The organism is Streptomyces sp. NBC_00178 (assembly GCF_036206005.1).
In the GTDB taxonomy this organism is placed as follows: Bacteria; Actinomycetota; Actinomycetes; order Streptomycetales; family Streptomycetaceae; genus Streptomyces.
The window spans coordinates 654661-671062 of the sequence record NZ_CP108143.1 but is presented as its reverse complement, the minus strand read 5'-3'; the positions used below and the strand labels follow the sequence as shown (position 1 = coordinate 671062).

The window sequence follows — 16402 nt, the reverse complement described above, 5'->3', positions numbered from 1 at the left end:
CCTGCCCGGAAGCGTCTCCCGCGAGACCTCCGCGCCCTTGACGCGGCATCCGCCCCCGAATCGTCCCCCGTGCCGGTGAGGTCCGTCCGTCGGCGCCCTGGCACGGCCCTCGTCCCGGCCGGGCCGCCCGGCCCCGGGCGGCCTTTCTGCCGTTCACCGGCAATGGCGCGCGGCGGTGAAAAACGGCCCCGGTATCGAGCCCGCGGGGCCCCGGCGGTGGATGCGACACATCCGTACATCGACGCGGTGACCGTCGGCGGCCGGCTGGAAGGGGACCCTCAGGGACGGGGCCGTCCGGTGACCGGGTGAGCGCTCCCCGGCCGGCGGCCGGCGGGCCGTTCGTACGTCGCGAGGCCCGTGTGACCTGCGGATCTGGCCCAGTGGCACGTCAACCGGCCCTGGCGCGGCCCACGGTGGACAGTCATGCGCCCCGCACCCCGCCCCGGACTCCCCTTGCGGCCCGTGGTGGGGGAGCGGTTTTTATATCGTTGAAAATTCTCCGTGCACGACCGTTGTCAGGTGTTTGAGGCTGTGGCTCAATGTTCGACTATGTGCAGTGCTTCGCGGTTCGGAGCACTTCGGCTTCTTCGACGAGGACGACGCCTTGATACGACAACCAGCCCGCCCCCGCACGTTGTTCAGAACGCTGGCCTGTACGGCCGCGCTGCTTCTTCCCGCCGGGGCCGTCCTGGTCCCCGCCGCCGCGACCGCCGCCCCCGCCGCCGCGCCGGCCGAACAGGCCGCCGCGGCCTCGGCGTTCGTGAAGGACGATCCGTCCACGGAGCCGCACGGACTCAAGGGCGAGTACTTCGCCATGTCCGCGCCCGGCGCCCGTGACTTCGCCGTACTCGGCGCGACCTCGCTCGACCCGGAGATCAACTTCCCGGGTCTGACCGGGGCGTTCGAGTCGGCCACGGGGAAGACCGAGCACACGACCGCCCGCTGGACGGGGCAGATCGCGGCCCCCGAGACCGGCGACTACACCTTCTCCGCCATCGGCGACAACGGCTTCCGGCTCTTCATCGACGACAAGCCCGTCATCGACCACTGGGTCGGGGACTGGGACAAGGAGCAGACCAGCACGCCGGTCTCCCTCAAGGCCGGCGAGCAGCACACCTTCCGGCTGGAGATGTTCCAGGACGTCGGCGGGGCCAACATGTTCCTGCGCTGGTCGAGCGCCACGCTCGCCAAGCAGATCGTGCCCGAGTCCGCCTTCACCCCGCCCGCCGACTTCGAGGTGTACCCGGTCGCCCTGAGCGTGGCGGAGAACGGCCTCAAGGTGCAGGCGACCTTCGACCACGAGGTCAGCGGCGTCAAGGACGTGAAGGACCACCTCACCGTCGAGGCGGACACCACGCCGATGCCCGTGAAGTCGGTCGCCAGGGCTTCCGGAAACCGCAACGCGCTGGTCATCACGCTGGGCGCGGCCGTCCAGAAGGGCCAGCAGACCCGGATCGCGTACGACGGCGAGGGCGGCCTGAAGAACGGCGACGAGACCGTCCCGGAGATCAGCCGCAGGGCGAAGAACCTCTCCACGCACCGCCTGACCACGCCGTGGGGCGACAAGGTCGACCGCGACAACCCGCTGCCCGAGTACCCCCGCCCGCAGCAGGTGCGCGACGACTGGAAGAACCTCAACGGCCAGTGGGAGTTCGCCGGCGCCACCGCCGGTGAGATGCCCGCCTTCGGCAAGCCGCTCGACGAGCGCATCACGGTGCCCTACCCCGTCGAGTCCCAGCTCTCCGGCCTCGAGCGCCACGAAGACCACATGTTCTACCGCAAGCTCGTGACGGTGCCCAAGAAGTGGGCCGTCGGCAAGCACGGGAGCGACGACCGGCTGAAGCTCAACTTCGGCGCCGTCGACTACCAGGCGCGGGTCTGGGTCAACGGCAAGCAGGTCGCCGAGCACACCGGCGGCTACACCGCCTTCAGCGCGGACATCACCGACGCCCTCAAGGGCAGCGGCCCGCAGGAGATCGTGGTCGCGGTCACCGACACCACCGGGGCCGACCAGCCCACCGGCAAGCAGTCCGCGAACCCGAGCGGCATCTTCTACACCGCCTCCTCCGGCATCTGGCAGACCGTCTGGATGGAGCCCGTGGCCCCCGCGGCCGTCGACTCCCTGAAGACCACCCCCGACATCGACAAGGGTCGACTCGCCCTCACGGTCAACTCCGCGAAGGCGTCGAAGTCCGCCTCGGTCACGGCCGTCGCCCGGGACAAGAAGGGGAAGGTCGTCGGCACCGTCACCGGTCCCGCCAACGGCGAGCTGAGCCTTCCGGTCGCCAAGCAGCACCTGTGGACGCCGGACGACCCGTACCTGTACGACCTCGAGGTCACCCTCAAGGACGGCCGTTCCAAGGACACCGTCGAGAGCTACTTCGGCATGCGGTCCTTCGGCGTCGCCGAGGTCGGCGGCTACCAGAAGCTGGTCCTCAACGGGAAGCCTTTCTTCTCCCTGGCCCAGCTCGACCAGGGCTTCTACCCCGACGGCCTGAACACGGCGCCCAGCGACAAGGCCCTGGTCTTCGACCTGAAGGCGCAGAAGGACCTCGGCTTCAACTCGGTCCGCAAGCACATCAAGGTCGAGCCCGCCCGCTGGTACTACCACGCCGACCAGCTCGGCCTCCTGGTGTGGCAGGACTTCGTCTCCGGCAACATCACCGGCGAGAAGGGCCAGAAGGCCTTCCTCGACCAGGGTGCCGAGATGATGGAGCAGCTGCACAACTACCCCTCGATCGGCGCCTGGATCGTCTTCAACGAGGGCTGGGGCGAGTGGGACCGCACCGAGACCGGCAAGATCACCGAGAAGGTGCAGGCCGCCGACCCCTCGCGTGTCGTCAACGCCCACAGCGGAGTCAACTGCTGCAACTCCAAGGGTGACTCCGGCAAGGGCGACATCATCGACCACCACGACTACAACAACACCGATCCGGCCTTCCCGGACGACAAGCGTGCCGCGATGGACGGTGAGCACGGCGGCTTCACCCTGAGGATGCCCGGCAACATGTGGCCCGGCGCCCCCACCGCGATCTACAGCGGCGTGGCCGACAAGGACGCCCTGACCGCCAAGTACGTCGACAACACCCGCACGTACTACCTGGACGCGGCCCGCGCCGAGCTCTCCGGCTCCATCTACACCCAGGTCACCGACCTGGAGAACGAGCTCAACGGGCTCTGGACGTACGACCGCCGCGAGATCAAGGTCGACCCCGCCAAGGTACGGAAGATCAACCAGGAGGTCATTGCCGCCGGCGCCGCCGCGGGCGAGCGCGACGAGATCAAGGGCGGCGGCTCCTGGTCCCTCGACGAGAACAAGGGCACGAAGGCAGCCGACAGCGGCCCGAACCACAAGGACCTCACCCTCTCCGAGGGCGCGTCCTGGACGCCGGGAGTGCACGGCTCGGCGCTGAAGTTCGACGGCAAGGGCCAGTACGCGCAGACGGCCGGTCCGGTCGTCGACACCACCGGTGACTACACGGTCTCCGCGTGGGCGTCGCTCGACGCGCTCCCCGGCAACTACGCCACCGTCGTCAGTCAGGACGGGCGACGTCAGGAGAACCCGTTCTACCTGCAGTACGGACAGGGCGCGTTCGCCTTCTCCACGCCCGGCGCCCACCGCGCCCGGCTGGAGATCACGCCCGAACCCGGCCGCTGGTACCACCTCGTCGGCGTCCGCAGCGGTGACGAGATCAAGCTCTACGTCGACGGCAGGCTCGCCTCCACTGCGGCAGCCGGGACCGCGGACGTGAGCACCGGGTCCCTGTCCGTGGGCCGTGCCAAGTGGTCGGGCGGCAACGTCGACTTCTGGAACGGTTCGGTCGACCAGGTGAAGGTGTACGACAAGGCCCTCACCGACCAGGAGGTGACCGCGCTCCACGACGGCGAGCAGCCGTAGGGTCCGCCCGCCCCGCAGAACCGCTCCCGGCAGTGTGCCGCGCACGCCGCACTGCCGGGAGCTCCGGCGCGTCCGCAGCCGGGGATCCTCAGGGCGCGTCACACCGGGGCGACCGCGGCCCCGGTGCTCTCCCTGACCAGCAGGCGGTGCGGGACCACGATCCGGCGGGCCGGCAGGGTGTCCAGCCGGCCGAGGACGCGCTCGCTCAGGCACTGCACGGCGCGCTCGGCGATCTGCTCCGTGTCCGGGGCCACGGTGGTGAGGGACGGGGCGGCGAACCTGCCGTCCTCGATGTCGTCGAAGCCCATCAGAGCCAGGTCCTCCGGGACCCGCACGCCTTCCTCGGCCGCCACACGCAGGGCACCGAGGGCGAGTTCGTCGCTGAAGCAGAAGACGGCGTCCGGAGGCTCGGGCAGCCGCAGCAGTTCACGAAGAGCCCGGGCCCCCTCCGAGCGGTGCAGGTCGGCGACCTCCACCTCGGCCACCGGGCGGAGGCCGCCGGCCTCGAGCAGTCCTCGGCGCAAGCCCTCGGCGCGCAGCTCGGCCGTCCCGTGCCCCAGTCGCGACTGGAGGCCGATCGCGGCGACACGCCGGCGCCCGGTGGCGACCAGATGATGTGCGGCGTCGCGTGCGGCGGCCACGTTGTTCAGGGCCACGTGGTCGATGGACCCCTCCGGCTCCAGTTCCCCGAGGACCACCAGCGGCAGGCCGCCGGCGAGTGCGGCCAGTTCGGCCGGTGACGTCGACCACGGGCTGATGATCATCCCGTCGACCTGATGGCCCTCGGACCCGTCCAGCAGCCGCCGCTCCAGGGCGGCCTGACCGCCCGTCCGTTCCAGGAGCACCGTCCAGCCGCGCTGCTGGGCCGCGTCGATGAGCAGGCCGGTCAGTCTGCCGAAGTACGGAGAGTGGATCTCGGGCACGGCGACTCCGACCAGACCGGTGCGCCCCTGACGGAGGTTGCGCGCGGCGAGGTTGGGGCGGTACCCCAGTTCCTCCACCGCAGCCATGACGCGGGAGCGGGTCGCCGGGGCGACGGCCGCGGCGTTGCTCACGACGTTGGAGACGGTCCGAACGGACACGCCGGCCAGTGCGGCGACGTCCTTGAGTCTCGCAGCCACAGCCGGTGCGCTCCCGTCCTCGCGCGCGGGACGGTCGGCCGACCGCCCCCTCCACGCTGTGCACCGTAACAGCCGCGTGGCAGCTCGGTGCGCCCATACCCTTGCCACGTTGATTGCAACGTTGCAAAATAGGGCCCCGGCAGGTCGGCCGGTGAGAGGACTCCTCTCGTCGCGGGGCCTGCCGTCACCCCAGCCGACACGACGAAGGGATCGTCGCCATGCCCGGAAGCGCACCCACCGGAGCCCTCGCCCCGCATCTGGAGGCCGCCGTCCAGGACCTCTACGGGGACGGCATCACGGCCCGCAGGGGGGCCTTCACCCCGCAGTGGGCCGACCTGATGCGTGAGGACGTGGAGGCCGCCTTCGCGGAAGCGCGCGGCCGTGAGGGCGGTGCGGTCGGCCGGGGCCCCCACAGGTACTACGTCGAGATCCACCCGCAGCAGCTGCGGGGCTTCGTCGAGCTGGTCGACCACCCATGGGTGGTCGGCGTGTGCGAGGCCGTGCTCGGCCCCGACTACCGCATCGTGGAACTGGGCTTCGACATACCCTTCGCGGGGGCGGTGAACCAGCCCTGGCACCGTGACTTCCCCATGCCGGACGCCACCCGCGGCGAACGCCGTCTGACCTCGCTCGCCTTCAACCTCACCGCCGTCGACACGCGGGAGGACATGGGCCCGTTCGAGATCGCACCGGGCACCCAGTGGGACGACGACCCCCGCTTCGGCCACGGAATGTTCCCGCCCCGCGACACCTACCCGTGCTACGAGGGGCTGGCCGAGCGCAAGTACCCGCAGCGGGGGGACATCTCGGCCCGGTCCGCCCTGACGATCCACCGGGGGACCGCCAACCGCTCGGCCGACGCCCGGCCGGTGCTGGTGCTGGGGGTCGACGCCCCGGGCGCCGGCAACGACGCACACCACGACATGGCGGTGACCGCCGCTTTCAGGGACTCGCTGCCCGAACGCGTCCGGGCGCATCTGCACTGCCCGGTCGTGGACGAGCTGACCCCCATCGTCCAGAAGCACACCATCGAGGGACTGGTGATGGGGGAGGCCTGACACTCCGGAGCCCGGCCCCGGCCCGCGAGGGGACCGGGGCCTGGCTCCGGACTCACCTCACGGTGCCCAGGGGGCGTCCACCGACCAGGTCGTGTCCTCGGTGAACGTGGCCGCGTTGTCCCAGGCGTGACCGCCGCCGGGGGTGGCCAGCCAGACCTCGGAGCCGATGTGGCGCAGGTAGCTGCCCGGGAGGTTGGCGCTGGAGAACCTCACGCCGCCCGTGCCCGGGAGCGCGCACCACGTGGCGTCGGCCTTGAAGAGGGCCGAGCCGTCGCTCGCGTCACGCCGCACCCGGAAGTCCCGGTGGCGCAGGTACTCGCCCGGGTAGTTGCGTGACTCGAAGGAGTAGCAGTTGCCGTTCGCCAGACCCGTGACGATCTTCCAGGTGGCGTCGCTCTTGAGCACGGCCGCGCTGCCGCCGTCCACCACCTCGGTGAAGGCAAGCGCGTCGTAGTGACGCAGGTACTTGTTCGTGTGCCCCGGAGTGGTGACCCGGAGCGACTTGTACTGCCCGGTGGGCAGGGTGACCGGCGGGGCGGGCGTCTTCGACGCCTGGATGAGGGCCTGGTTGGCGGCCTTCACCCGGGCGGTGTCGACCTTGACCACCTGGCGGTCGTAGGTGAGCAGGCCGTTCGCCTCGTTCTCGACGTCGGTGATCTCCGTGTAGACGGAGGCCGAGAGCCCCGCCGGGAGCTGCCCCACGCGGATGCTGTCGAGGAGTCCCACGAACCGGTTGTTCAGGGCGGCGACGCTCGCCTGGTCCTCGTAGCTGAAGCCGCCGCCCGGGTACCACTCGTGGCCCGGGACCTTCCAGCCCAGCCCGCCGAACTCGCCGAGGACGGCGGCCCGGGTCGCGGTGGGCGCCGTGTTGCCGGGGCCGACGTAGACGTGGTTGTCGATCACGTCACCGTTGCCGCCGTCCACGGAGCCGCAGCAGTTGACCCCGCTCATGTTGTTGACCAGGCGGGACGGGTCGTACGCCTTGACCTCGTTCGCGATCCGCGCCTGGTCGTACTGGCCCCAGCCCTCGTTCTGGTTGACCCACATGACCAGGGACGGTGAGCTGCGGTGCTGGTCGATGACCGCGTGGTACTCCGCCTCCCACTGGGTGCGGGACGCGCCGTCGGGCGTCTTGCCGGTGTCCATGGCGGGCATGTCCTGCCACACGAGCAGGCCCAGCTTGTCGGCCCAGTAGAACCAGCGCTGGGGTTCGACCTTGATGTGCTTGCGGACCATGTTGAAGCCGAGGTCCTTGTGCGCCTGCAGATCGGACCTCAGCGCGGCGTCCGTGGGAGCGGTGTAGATCCCGTCCGGCCAGTAGCCCTGGTCGAGCGTGCCGGTCTGGAAGACGAACTTCCCGTTGAGGACGGGGCGCAGGATGTTGTCGACCTTCGCGACGGCGATGGACCGCATGCCCGCGTAGCTGCCCACCGTGTCCACCACGGACGTGCCGTCGAGGAGTTCGGCGCGCACGTCGTAGAGGAACGGGTCGTCCGGGCTCCACAGCCGCGGGTTCGGCACGGAGACGGAGATGTCGGTGCCGGGTGCCCCGGTCGCCGTGCCCACGACGCTGCCGCCGCTCGACACGGTGACCCGTGCGGTCCGGCCGCTCGCCGAGGCGGCCTGGACCTTGACCCTGAGGGTGTTGTTGCCGAGGTTCGGCGTCATGTCGAGGCGTGTGACGTGCGACGCGGCGACGGGCTCCAGCCACACGGTCTGCCAGATCCCGGAGGCGGCGGTGTAGAAGATGCCGCCGCCCGCGTGCGGGTTGACGTCGTTGATGCGCTGCTTGCCGACGGCCTGGCCGCCGGTCTGCGTCGGGTCGTAGACGGAGACGACGATCGTGTTCGATCCCCCGTTCAGCTGGGGCGTGATGTCGTACGAGAACGAGTCGAACCCGCCCTTGTGCGCGCCGACCTGGGTGCCGTTGACCCACACCGTGCTCTGCCAGTCGGATGCGCCGAAGTTGAGCACGACGCGGCGTCCGTTCCAGTTGGACGGAACGGTGAAGGCGCGCTTGTACCAGAGCTTGTCGTTCTCGGTGATCCTGCGCTTGATGCCCGAGAGCGAGGACTCCGCGACGAACGGCACCCTGATCTGCTCGGAGAAGGAGGCCGGCTGCCCGGCGTCGCGGCCGGTCACCGCGAAGTCCCAGATGCCGTTGAGGTTGGCCCAGTCGGGGCGCGTGAGCTGGGGGCGCGGATACTCGGGAAGGGGATTGTCGACGGAGACCTGGTTGGTCCAGGGCGTCGTCATGGGCGCCGGCTTCGGGGTCCAGGCCGCGGGTGCCGCCGCGGCGGGAGCGGTGCCCGCCCCCACCAGAGCGGTGGCGATCAGGGCAAGCAGGCCGGTGCCGGCGGTCAGCCGTCTCCATAAGGTGCGACGGCGTGGTGCGGGTGCGGACTTCATCCCAGGGGCTCCTCGGTAGGTGGGGACGATGGGCCGGGAACTCCCCGCGCCGGACCGGCGCGGGGAGCGGTGCGGGTGCCTCGGACGGCCGCCCGTGGGGCCGGCGGACCGGGGCGGTCAGGGGGTTGTCAGACGAGCCGCCAGAGGTGGTCGGCCGTGCCGTTGTCGTCGTACTGCACGACGTGGGCGCTGTTGGCCGTGGACATGCCGTCCACGCCGAGCACCTTGTCCGAGTTGCGGTTCCGGATGCGGTACCAGCCGTCGCCGTCGGGCACGAGCTGCCACAGGTGGTCCGCGGTGTCGTTGTCGTCGAACTGGACGACGTGGGCGCTGTTGGCCGTGGACATGAGGTCGACGCCCAGCACCTTGCCCGAGTGCTGGTTGCGGATGCGGTACCAGCCGTCGCCGTTGGCCACGAGGCGCCAGAGGTGGTCGGCCGTGCCGTTGTCGTCGAACTGGACGACGTGGGCGCTGTTGGCCGTGGACATGAGGTCGACCCCCAGCACCTTGCCCGAGTTCCGGTTGCCGATCCTGTACCAGCGGTCGGCGATCCAGGGTGCCGCGTCCGGGCTCACGGTCGGGAACGACGTGATCCGCAGCCGGGCCGCGCCCATCGGGACCAGGGTGACGTCCTCGACCGGCTGGGTGCTGCCCGCGGGGCTCTCCTGGAGCGGCGCCACCACGTGCTCGTCGTCGGCGCCCCACTCGGGGATGCGGCGGGCGCGCGCGGTCATGGTGAGCGGGGTCCCGCCGAGGGTGAAGGGGTTCCCGTCGGCGGCGCGGCCCGTGGAGCGACGGCGCAGCGAGTAGGCCGGCAGAGTCCCGTCGAGGACGAGGCCGTAGTTCCACGGGGTCGTCGCGTGGACCGCGTACTCCGGGAACCGGTCTGTGCCGCCGATGCGCTCGTACGACTCCCCGATGCGCAGCGAATAGGTCAGCGGCCCGTGGTCCACGCTGACCGAGCCGCGGTTGTCCGCCCAGGTGCGCACGGTGGTCCGCTGCGGGAACCGCAGGGTGACCTTGTCGCCGCCCGACCAGGTGCGCTCGACGCGGGTGAAGGCGGGGCCCGCCGGGGCGGTGACGCGCACGCCGTTCACGCGGATGTCCGGCTCGGTGCACCAGGCGGGCACGCGCAGCACCAGAGGGAAGCGGAGGGGCTTCGGTGACCTGAGGGAGAGCGTGACGGTGTCCGTGAAGGGGTAGTCGGTCTCCTCGGTGAAGGTGACCTCGGTGCCGTCGGCGACCTTGGCGGTGACCTCGCAGGCCGCGTACATCGCGGCGGCCAGTCCGCCGTCGGGGGTGGCGAGCCAGAGCTCCTCGACGAAGTACGGCCAGCCCATGCCGTAGTTGTGCGGGCAGCAGCGGTACTGGTCGACGCCCGGCAGGTACGCCTGCATCGCGAAGCCGTTCTGGAACTGCCGGTCCCGCTTGGGCACGTTGTCCAGGTCGACGCTGTTGGCGCTGGTGACGTAGTGGATGGCCTTGCCCGACGGGTCGAGCGAGGCCGGCAGCGAGTTGAAGGCCAGTTCCTCGCAGCGGTCGGCCCAGAGCGGGTCGCCGGTGATCCGGGTCAGGAGCTGGTGGCTCGCCATGAACTCGACGATCCCGCAGGTCTCGAAGCCCTGGCGGGGGTCCCCGTGCCCCGGCCGCGCTTTCTCGTCCCCGGCGAAGCCGCCACCGGGGAACCGGCCGTACTGGTCCATGGCCTTGGCGTACGTCCCGTAGGTGTCCCGGGTGTCCTGCTGCGATCCGCTGCGCAGGGCGTACTGGGCGGGCTCGCGGAAACCCTGGGCGATGTTGACGTTGTGCGGGTTGACCAGGTTGTCGCCCCAGTCGGCTCCGTAGCGGTGGATCTTGTCGGCGAGGTCCAGCAGGAAGGTGTCGCCGGTGCGGTTGAACAGCCAGTAGACGCTGTCCAGCCCGTCGCCCCAGCGCAGCGCGATCCAGCTGGTGTTGAACGCGCCGGGGCCCTGGGCATTCATGTACCGGAAGAACCTGCTGAGGAACGGGATGACCCGGCTGTCGCTGTTGTACTCCTGCCAGGAGCGCAGGGCCTGGAGCACGGGGAGGAAGGGCCAGAAGTCCGGGCCGCCGTTGAGCGAGGTCCGCAGGGCCTTCGGCCCGAAGAAGCCGTCGGCCTGCTGGGTGGCGAGGATCGCGTCGATCCAGCGGCGGGCGCCGGCCAGCGCGGTCGCGTCCCCCGTGACGATGGCCAGGTCGGTGTACCCGCGCAGCCAGTAGGGGACCTCCTCCCAGCCGCTGCGGTCGGGCTTGGCCCAGCCCGAGGTGCCGAAGTCGAGGAAGTGCGAGAAGGACTCGTACTGGCCGCAGAGGCCGTCCAGTTGCATACGGAGCTGGCCGGCCAGCCAGCCCCGGGCTGTGACCCGGCCGGGGGGCAGCTTCAGGAACGCCGTCGGCCGCAGGGGAGCCGCGTTCGGGGCGTAGTGGCCCCCGCGCGCGGCCGCCGCCATGCCCTCGGCGGCCGTCGCGGTCGTCGCCCAGCGGCCGGCCGATGTGGCGGCGGCAGCGGTGACCAGCGCGCCGGTCATGAGTTGTCTGCGGTTCAGGGGCATCGTGGGGACTCCACTTCCGCTGCGAAGGGGGCGGGGGACCGGCCCGGGCGGGGCCGGCGCATGGCTGGGGGAGCCGCCGCGTCCGGACCGGTCGGTGCGACAACTCGCTTGCAACGTTGGAAAATTGATGTCGGCGATATGACAGCACGCGGTCAAGTCAGTGTCCAGAGGGGGCGCAGTGCCCGTGCCGAACGGGCCCTCGCGTGGGCGGGGTGGCGGCCGTGCGCCGGGGCGACACATTTTGGAAACGCATCGACAACTCTCTTGCCGCCCGCGCCGCCGCGCCTATATAACGTTGTAAACCCGAGCCGCCGACAGGCCGCACAGGCCTTCACGACCGTTGTTCCCGCAGCTCGCAGCGGGGGTCGTGGGGAATGCAGCGCCATGGGCCACCGAGCGGCCGTAGCACCGTCCAGCCATGCCCGACCGCACGCCGAACGGCGTGCCGTCACCTCGCCAAGGAGCGTCCCGCGCATGATGATCCAGCGTCGATCCCGTACCCTCGCCGCGGCCTGTCTGATCGCCGCCACCGCCACGCTGGCCGTGTCCGGCTGCTCGAAGTCGGAGACCTCGGACAACGCGGGCGGTGACAGCAGCCAGGGCGCCCAGGCGGCCAAGTCCCCCGAGGCCGCGTCCGGCCCCGGCTGCTCGCTGCAGACCTACGGCGCGCCCAAGCTCGACCTCAAGGACGCGGTGGTCGGCTTCTCCCAGTCGGAGAAGGAGGCCAACCCCTTCCGCATCGCGGAGACCCAGTCCATCAAGGACGAGGCGGCCAAGATCGGCGTCAAGAAGCTGCTCACCACGAACGCGCAGTCGCAGCTCTCCAAGCAGATCAGCGACATCCAGGACATGCTCTCGCAGGGCGCCCAGTTCCTCATCATCGCGCCGCTGAACTCCGACGGTCTGGAGCCGGCGCTCAAGGCGGCCGCGGCGAAGAAGGTGCCCGTCCTCACCATCGACCGCAAGGTCAACTCCACGGCCTGCAAGGACTACGTGGCCTTCCTCGGCTCCGACTTCGTCGAGCAGGGCAAGCGCGCCGCGGACGCGATGATCAAGGCGACCGGCGGCAAGGGCAAGGTGGCCATCCTCCTCGGCGCCTCCGGCAACAACGTCACCACCGACCGCACCAAGGGCTTCGTCGACCAGATCAAGGCCGAGGCCCCCGGCATCCAGATCGTCGCCCAGCAGACCGGCGAGTTCGCCCGTGACAAGGGCCAGCAGGTCATGGAGCAGCTCATCCAGTCCAAGCCCGACATCACCGCGGTCTACGCCGAGAACGACGAGATGGGCCTCGGTGCCGTCACCGCGCTGAAGGCCGCCGGCAAGAAGCCCGGCAAGGACGTCAAGGTCGTCTCGATCGACGGCACGCGCAACGCGGTGCAGGCCCTCGCCAACGGCGAGTACAACGCCGTCATCGAGTCCAACCCGCGCTTCGGACCGCTCGCCTTCGCGACCGCCAACAAGTTCTACGGCGGCGAGGAGATCCCCGAGAACGTCATCATCACCGACCGGGCCTACGACGAGACCAACGCCAAGGAATCCCTCGGCGGGGCGTACTGATCCGCTCCTGAACCCAACGGCCCCGGCCGCCGTGGCACCCGCACCGGGCCACGGCGGCCACCGGGCCCTCACCCTTGGACAGCGGAAGGCCAAGAACACCCATGGCACCACCCGAAGCAGTACCTCAGGCACCGGAGGCGGACGTGTCCACGGCCTCCGTGGTGCTCGAAGCCCGGTCGGTGAGCAAGCGGTTCCCCGGCGTCGTCGCCCTCGACGACGTCACCTTCTCCCTGCGCGCGGGGGAGACCCACGCCCTCGTCGGGGAGAACGGCGCCGGCAAGTCCACCCTCATCAAGGTGCTGACCGGCGTCTACCGGCCCGACGGCGGCGACCTGCGCATGGCCGGCGAACCCGTCAGGTTCGCCCGGCCCTTCGACGCCCAGCAGGCCGGCATCTCCACGATCTACCAAGAGGTCAACCTCGTCCCGCTGATGAGCGTGGCGCGCAACATCTTCCTGGGCCGGGAGCCCAGGAACCGCTTCGGCCTCATCGACTTCGCCCGCATGCACCGCGAGACGGGCGAACTGCTCGACGGCTTCGGCGTACGCGTCGACCCCCGGCGCCCGCTGCACACGCTGGGCATCGGCACGCAGCAGATGGTCGCCCTGGCCCGGGCCGTGTCCGTCAACGCCCAGGTCGTCATCATGGACGAGCCCACCTCCTCGCTCGAGCCGCGCGAGGTGGAGACCCTCTTCCGGGTCATCGAACGCCTGCGCTCCCAGGGCATCGCCGTGCTGTACGTCAGCCACCGCATGGACGAGCTCTACCGGATCTGCGACCGCGTCACCGTCCTCCGCGACGGCCGGCACATCCACACCGGCGACCTCGCCGGGCTCGACCGGATGCAGCTCGTCTCCATGATGCTCGGCCGCGACCTCTCGGAGGTGCGCCGCTCCGGCGTCACCAGCTTCGCCGCCGAGGGCCACGACGTGGCCCGCACACCCGTGCTCACGGCGGCCGGCATCTCCAGCCGCCTCCAGCTCCACGACATATCCGTGTCGTTGTACGCGGGCGAGGTGCTCGGCCTCGGCGGCCTCCTCGGCTCCGGCCGCAGCGAGACCGCGAAGGCCCTGTCCGGAGCCCTGCCCCTGGACGCCGGTGAGATCACCGTCGACGGCACCTCCCTGAAACGTCTCACCCCGGCCGCCGCGATCCGGGCCGGCATCAGCCTGCTGCCCGAGGACCGCAAGGCCGAGGGGATCGTCCCCGGCCTCTCGGTCCGGGAGAACATCGTGCTCGCCGCCATGCCGCGGCTCTCCCGGGCAGGCGTCGTCTCGCGGGCCAAGCAGGACCGGATCGTCGACATCTTCATGAAGCGCCTGCGCATCAAGGCGTCGAGCCCCGAGCAGAAGGTCGGCGAACTCTCCGGAGGGAACCAGCAGAAGGTCCTGCTCGCCCGCTGGCTCTGCCTGGAACCCAAGGTGCTGCTGCTCGACGAACCCACCCGCGGCATCGACGTCGGTGCCAAGGCCGAGGTCCAGAGCCTCATCGACGACCTCGCCGGCGAGGGCCTGGCCGTCCTCCTCATCTCCTCCGACATCGAGGAACTCATCGAGGGCGCCGACCGCATCGTCGTGCTCCGCGGCGGCGCGGTCGCCGGCGAACTCCGGGGCGACGACGTGGCCGAGAGCCGGCTGCTCGAAGTGCTCGCCGACCACGCACCGCAGCCGGCGGACACGGCCCCGGCCGCACAGGAGGACCCCCGATGACCCAGACCGCCGTCGTCCCGCCCGTGAAGGGCGACACGCCGCAGAAGTCCGTGAGCCCCCTGGCCCGGCTCCGCGATCCCGCCTGGTACCAGCGCTACGGCGTCTACGTGGCCGTCGGGGTGGTGCTGCTCTTCAACGCCCTGTTCACCGACCACTTCATGACCGCGGACAACTTCCGCACCCAGTTCGTCCAGGTCGCCCCCATCGTCATCGTCGCCCTGGGCATGGCCCTGGTCATCGGGACCGAGGGCGTCGACCTGTCCGTCGGCTCGACCATGGCACTCGCGGCCGCCTTCCTGCCCCTCTACCTCGGCTACGGGCTCGTGCCCGCACTCGTCGTCGCCCTCCTGGCCGGCGCCGTCGTCGGGGCCGTCAACGGCACCCTGGTCTCCCTCATCGGGCTGCAGCCCATCGTGGCGACCCTGGCCCTGTTCGTCGGGGGCCGCGGACTCGCCCTCGTCATGGCCGACGGTCAGCTCAAGCAGATCGTCAACCCCGACCTGCTGTCGCTCGGTACCGGCTCCTTCCTCGGGATCCCGCTGGTCGTCCTGATCGCCGGAGTGCTGGCGGTCGCCGTCGCCTTCCTGGTGCAGCGCACCACCTTCGGCCGGCAGATCGTCGCCATCGGAGGCAACCGCTCCGCCGCCGCGCTCGCCGGACTGCCCGTCAAGCGGGTCCTCATCGGCGTCTACGTCCTGTGCGGCGTGCTCGCCGCCCTCGCCGGCGTCCTCGCGACGGCCAGGCTCACCGCGAGCGACCCCTCCTCGCTCGGCACGCTCATGGAGCTCTCCGCCATCACGGCGGTCGTGGTCGGCGGCACCCCGCTCAACGGCGGCTCCGTCCGGGTGCTCGGCACCGTGGCCGGAGCCCTGCTCATGCAGCTCCTGCGCGCCACGCTCGTCAAGCACGACCTGCCCGACTCCACCGCACAGATCGCCCAGGCGGCCATCATCGTCGCCGCCGTCTACGTCGCCCGGGAGCGTCGGTCCCGATGAACGAAACCACATCCGCCCCCGCCGCCCCGGCCCCGATGCCGCAGAAGAAGACGAAGCCCCCGCGCCCCGCCGCCGGGCCCGAGCGGTCGGGCAGGGCCCGCGCCGCCGAACTCCTCCAGCGCCAGGGCGTGCTCGCGGTCCTGCTCATGGTCGTGCTCGTCTCCTCCTTCATCTATCCGACGTTCGCCTCCCTGGACAACGCCCGCGGCGTGACCATCCAGGCGTCCTTCCTCGCCGTGGTAGCCCTCGGCATGACCATGGTCATCATCACCGGCGGCATCGACCTGTCGGTCGGATCCGTCTTCGCCCTCGGCGGGGTCCTCGCCGCCTGGGCCTCGCAGTACGGCTTCCTCGCCGCGCTCCTCGTACCCCTCGTGGTGTGCGGCGCGATCGGTCTGCTCAACGGGCTCCTCATCGCCCGCGGCAACATGGCGCCGTTCATCATCACCCTGGCCACCCTGCTCGGCGCCCGCGGACTGCTGCTCGCCATCACCGACGAGGGCGCCACCACCTACCTGGTCCCCAAGGACTCGGCCTTCGGCGAACTCGGCCAGGGCAGCGTCTGGGGCTTCGGCTACCCGATCCTGATCGCCGCCGTGCTCTTCGGTGCCGGCGGGATCGTCCTGCAGCGCACCTCCTTCGGGCAGACCCTCTTCGCCGTGGGCGGCAGCAGCGACGCGGCGACCCTGATGGGCCTCCCCGTCGCCCGTACGAAGATCCTCGTCTACACCCTCAGCGGCCTGCTGGCCGGTCTCGCGGGGGCGCTCAACGCTGCCAGGCTGTCCTCCGGCGTCACCATCGTCGGGGTCGGCATGGAGCTCGACGCCATCTCCGCCGTCGTCATCGGCGGCACCCTCCTCGTCGGCGGCGCCGGCTCGATCAGCGGAACGCTGTGGGGAGTGCTGCTGCTGGCCGTCATCCAGAACCTGATCAACCAGATCGGCTCGCTCAACTCCTCGTACCAGTCGGTGGTCAGCGGCGGTTTCCTTATCGTTGTCGTGGTGGCGCAGCGTTATCTGGCGCGCAGCCGCAGAAGCACCTGACGACAGTCCGCTTGCCGACAAGATCCATCGAGTCCA

General features: G+C 70.6%; 9 protein-coding genes. 6 read left to right on the top strand and 3 right to left on the bottom strand.

Going from position 1 to position 16402, the window contains the following annotated elements; genetic code table 11:
• The first annotated feature begins 556 nt into the window (after positions 1–556).
• Positions 557–3898, top strand: coding sequence for a LamG-like jellyroll fold domain-containing protein (locus tag OHT61_RS02735; protein WP_329034721.1), 3342 nt, complete (start codon positions 557–559; stop codon positions 3896–3898).
• A 98-nt stretch (positions 3899–3996) separates the two neighbouring features.
• Here OHT61_RS02735 and OHT61_RS02730 read toward each other — a convergent pair whose 3' ends face one another.
• Positions 3997–5019: a LacI family DNA-binding transcriptional regulator gene (locus OHT61_RS02730; protein ID WP_329034719.1), complete on the bottom strand. Its 1023-nt coding sequence runs from the start codon at positions 5017–5019 to the stop codon at positions 3997–3999.
• Between the two features lie 218 nt (positions 5020–5237).
• On the opposite strand from OHT61_RS02730, the gene OHT61_RS02725 reads away from it, so the two are divergent.
• A complete protein-coding gene (locus OHT61_RS02725) occupies positions 5238–6077 on the top strand; it encodes a phytanoyl-CoA dioxygenase family protein (protein ID WP_329034717.1) in 840 nt (279 codons plus the stop codon).
• Positions 6078–6134: 57 nt separating this feature from the next.
• Here the strand turns inward: OHT61_RS02725 and OHT61_RS02720 are convergent, their stop codons facing one another.
• Positions 6135–8486 carry an AbfB domain-containing protein gene (locus OHT61_RS02720; RefSeq protein WP_329034714.1) on the bottom strand — a complete coding sequence of 784 codons (2352 nt, stop codon included), beginning with the start codon at positions 8484–8486 and terminating at the stop codon, positions 6135–6137.
• Between the two features lie 128 nt (positions 8487–8614).
• Positions 8615–11059 (bottom strand): RICIN domain-containing protein, encoded by a 2445-nt coding sequence (locus tag OHT61_RS02715; protein ID WP_329034710.1) that lies wholly within the window; start codon positions 11057–11059, stop codon positions 8615–8617.
• Between the two features lie 474 nt (positions 11060–11533).
• Here OHT61_RS02715 and OHT61_RS02710 point away from each other — a divergent pair, with 474 nt between their 5' ends.
• The 4 genes from OHT61_RS02710 (at position 11534) to OHT61_RS02695 (ending at position 16366) form a co-directional block, all read left to right on the top strand.
• Positions 11534–12619 (top strand): ABC transporter substrate-binding protein, encoded by a 1086-nt coding sequence (locus OHT61_RS02710; protein WP_329034708.1) that lies wholly within the window; start codon positions 11534–11536, stop codon positions 12617–12619.
• Positions 12620–12720: 101 nt separating this feature from the next.
• Entirely contained in the window at positions 12721–14328 is a 1608-nt protein-coding gene (locus OHT61_RS02705; protein WP_329034706.1) for a sugar ABC transporter ATP-binding protein, read from the top strand.
• Positions 14325–15323, top strand: a complete 999-nt coding sequence (locus OHT61_RS02700; protein WP_329034704.1) for an ABC transporter permease — start codon at positions 14325–14327, stop codon at positions 15321–15323. Before OHT61_RS02705 ends, OHT61_RS02700 begins: the two co-directional genes overlap by 4 nt.
• On the top strand, positions 15320–16366 hold the full coding sequence (locus OHT61_RS02695) for an ABC transporter permease (protein WP_329034702.1): 1047 nt from the start codon (positions 15320–15322) through the stop codon (positions 16364–16366). The genes OHT61_RS02700 and OHT61_RS02695 overlap by 4 nt, the downstream gene beginning before the upstream one ends.
• Positions 16367–16402 lie beyond the last annotated feature (36 nt).

Excerpts from the sequence above, each read along its gene's own strand:
- OHT61_RS02725 (WP_329034717.1), top strand. The coding sequence starts at position 5,238 with ATGCCCGGAAGCGCACCCACCGGAGCCCTCGCCCCGCATCTGGAGGCC.
- OHT61_RS02720 (WP_329034714.1), bottom strand. The coding sequence starts at position 8,486 with ATGAAGTCCGCACCCGCACCACGCCGTCGCACCTTATGGAGACGGCTG.
- OHT61_RS02715 (WP_329034710.1), bottom strand. The coding sequence starts at position 11,059 with ATGCCCCTGAACCGCAGACAACTCATGACCGGCGCGCTGGTCACCGCT.
- OHT61_RS02710 (WP_329034708.1), top strand. The coding sequence starts at position 11,534 with ATGATGATCCAGCGTCGATCCCGTACCCTCGCCGCGGCCTGTCTGATC.
- OHT61_RS02705 (WP_329034706.1), top strand. The coding sequence starts at position 12,721 with ATGGCACCACCCGAAGCAGTACCTCAGGCACCGGAGGCGGACGTGTCC.
- OHT61_RS02700 (WP_329034704.1), top strand. The coding sequence starts at position 14,325 with ATGACCCAGACCGCCGTCGTCCCGCCCGTGAAGGGCGACACGCCGCAG.
- OHT61_RS02695 (WP_329034702.1), top strand. The coding sequence starts at position 15,320 with ATGAACGAAACCACATCCGCCCCCGCCGCCCCGGCCCCGATGCCGCAG.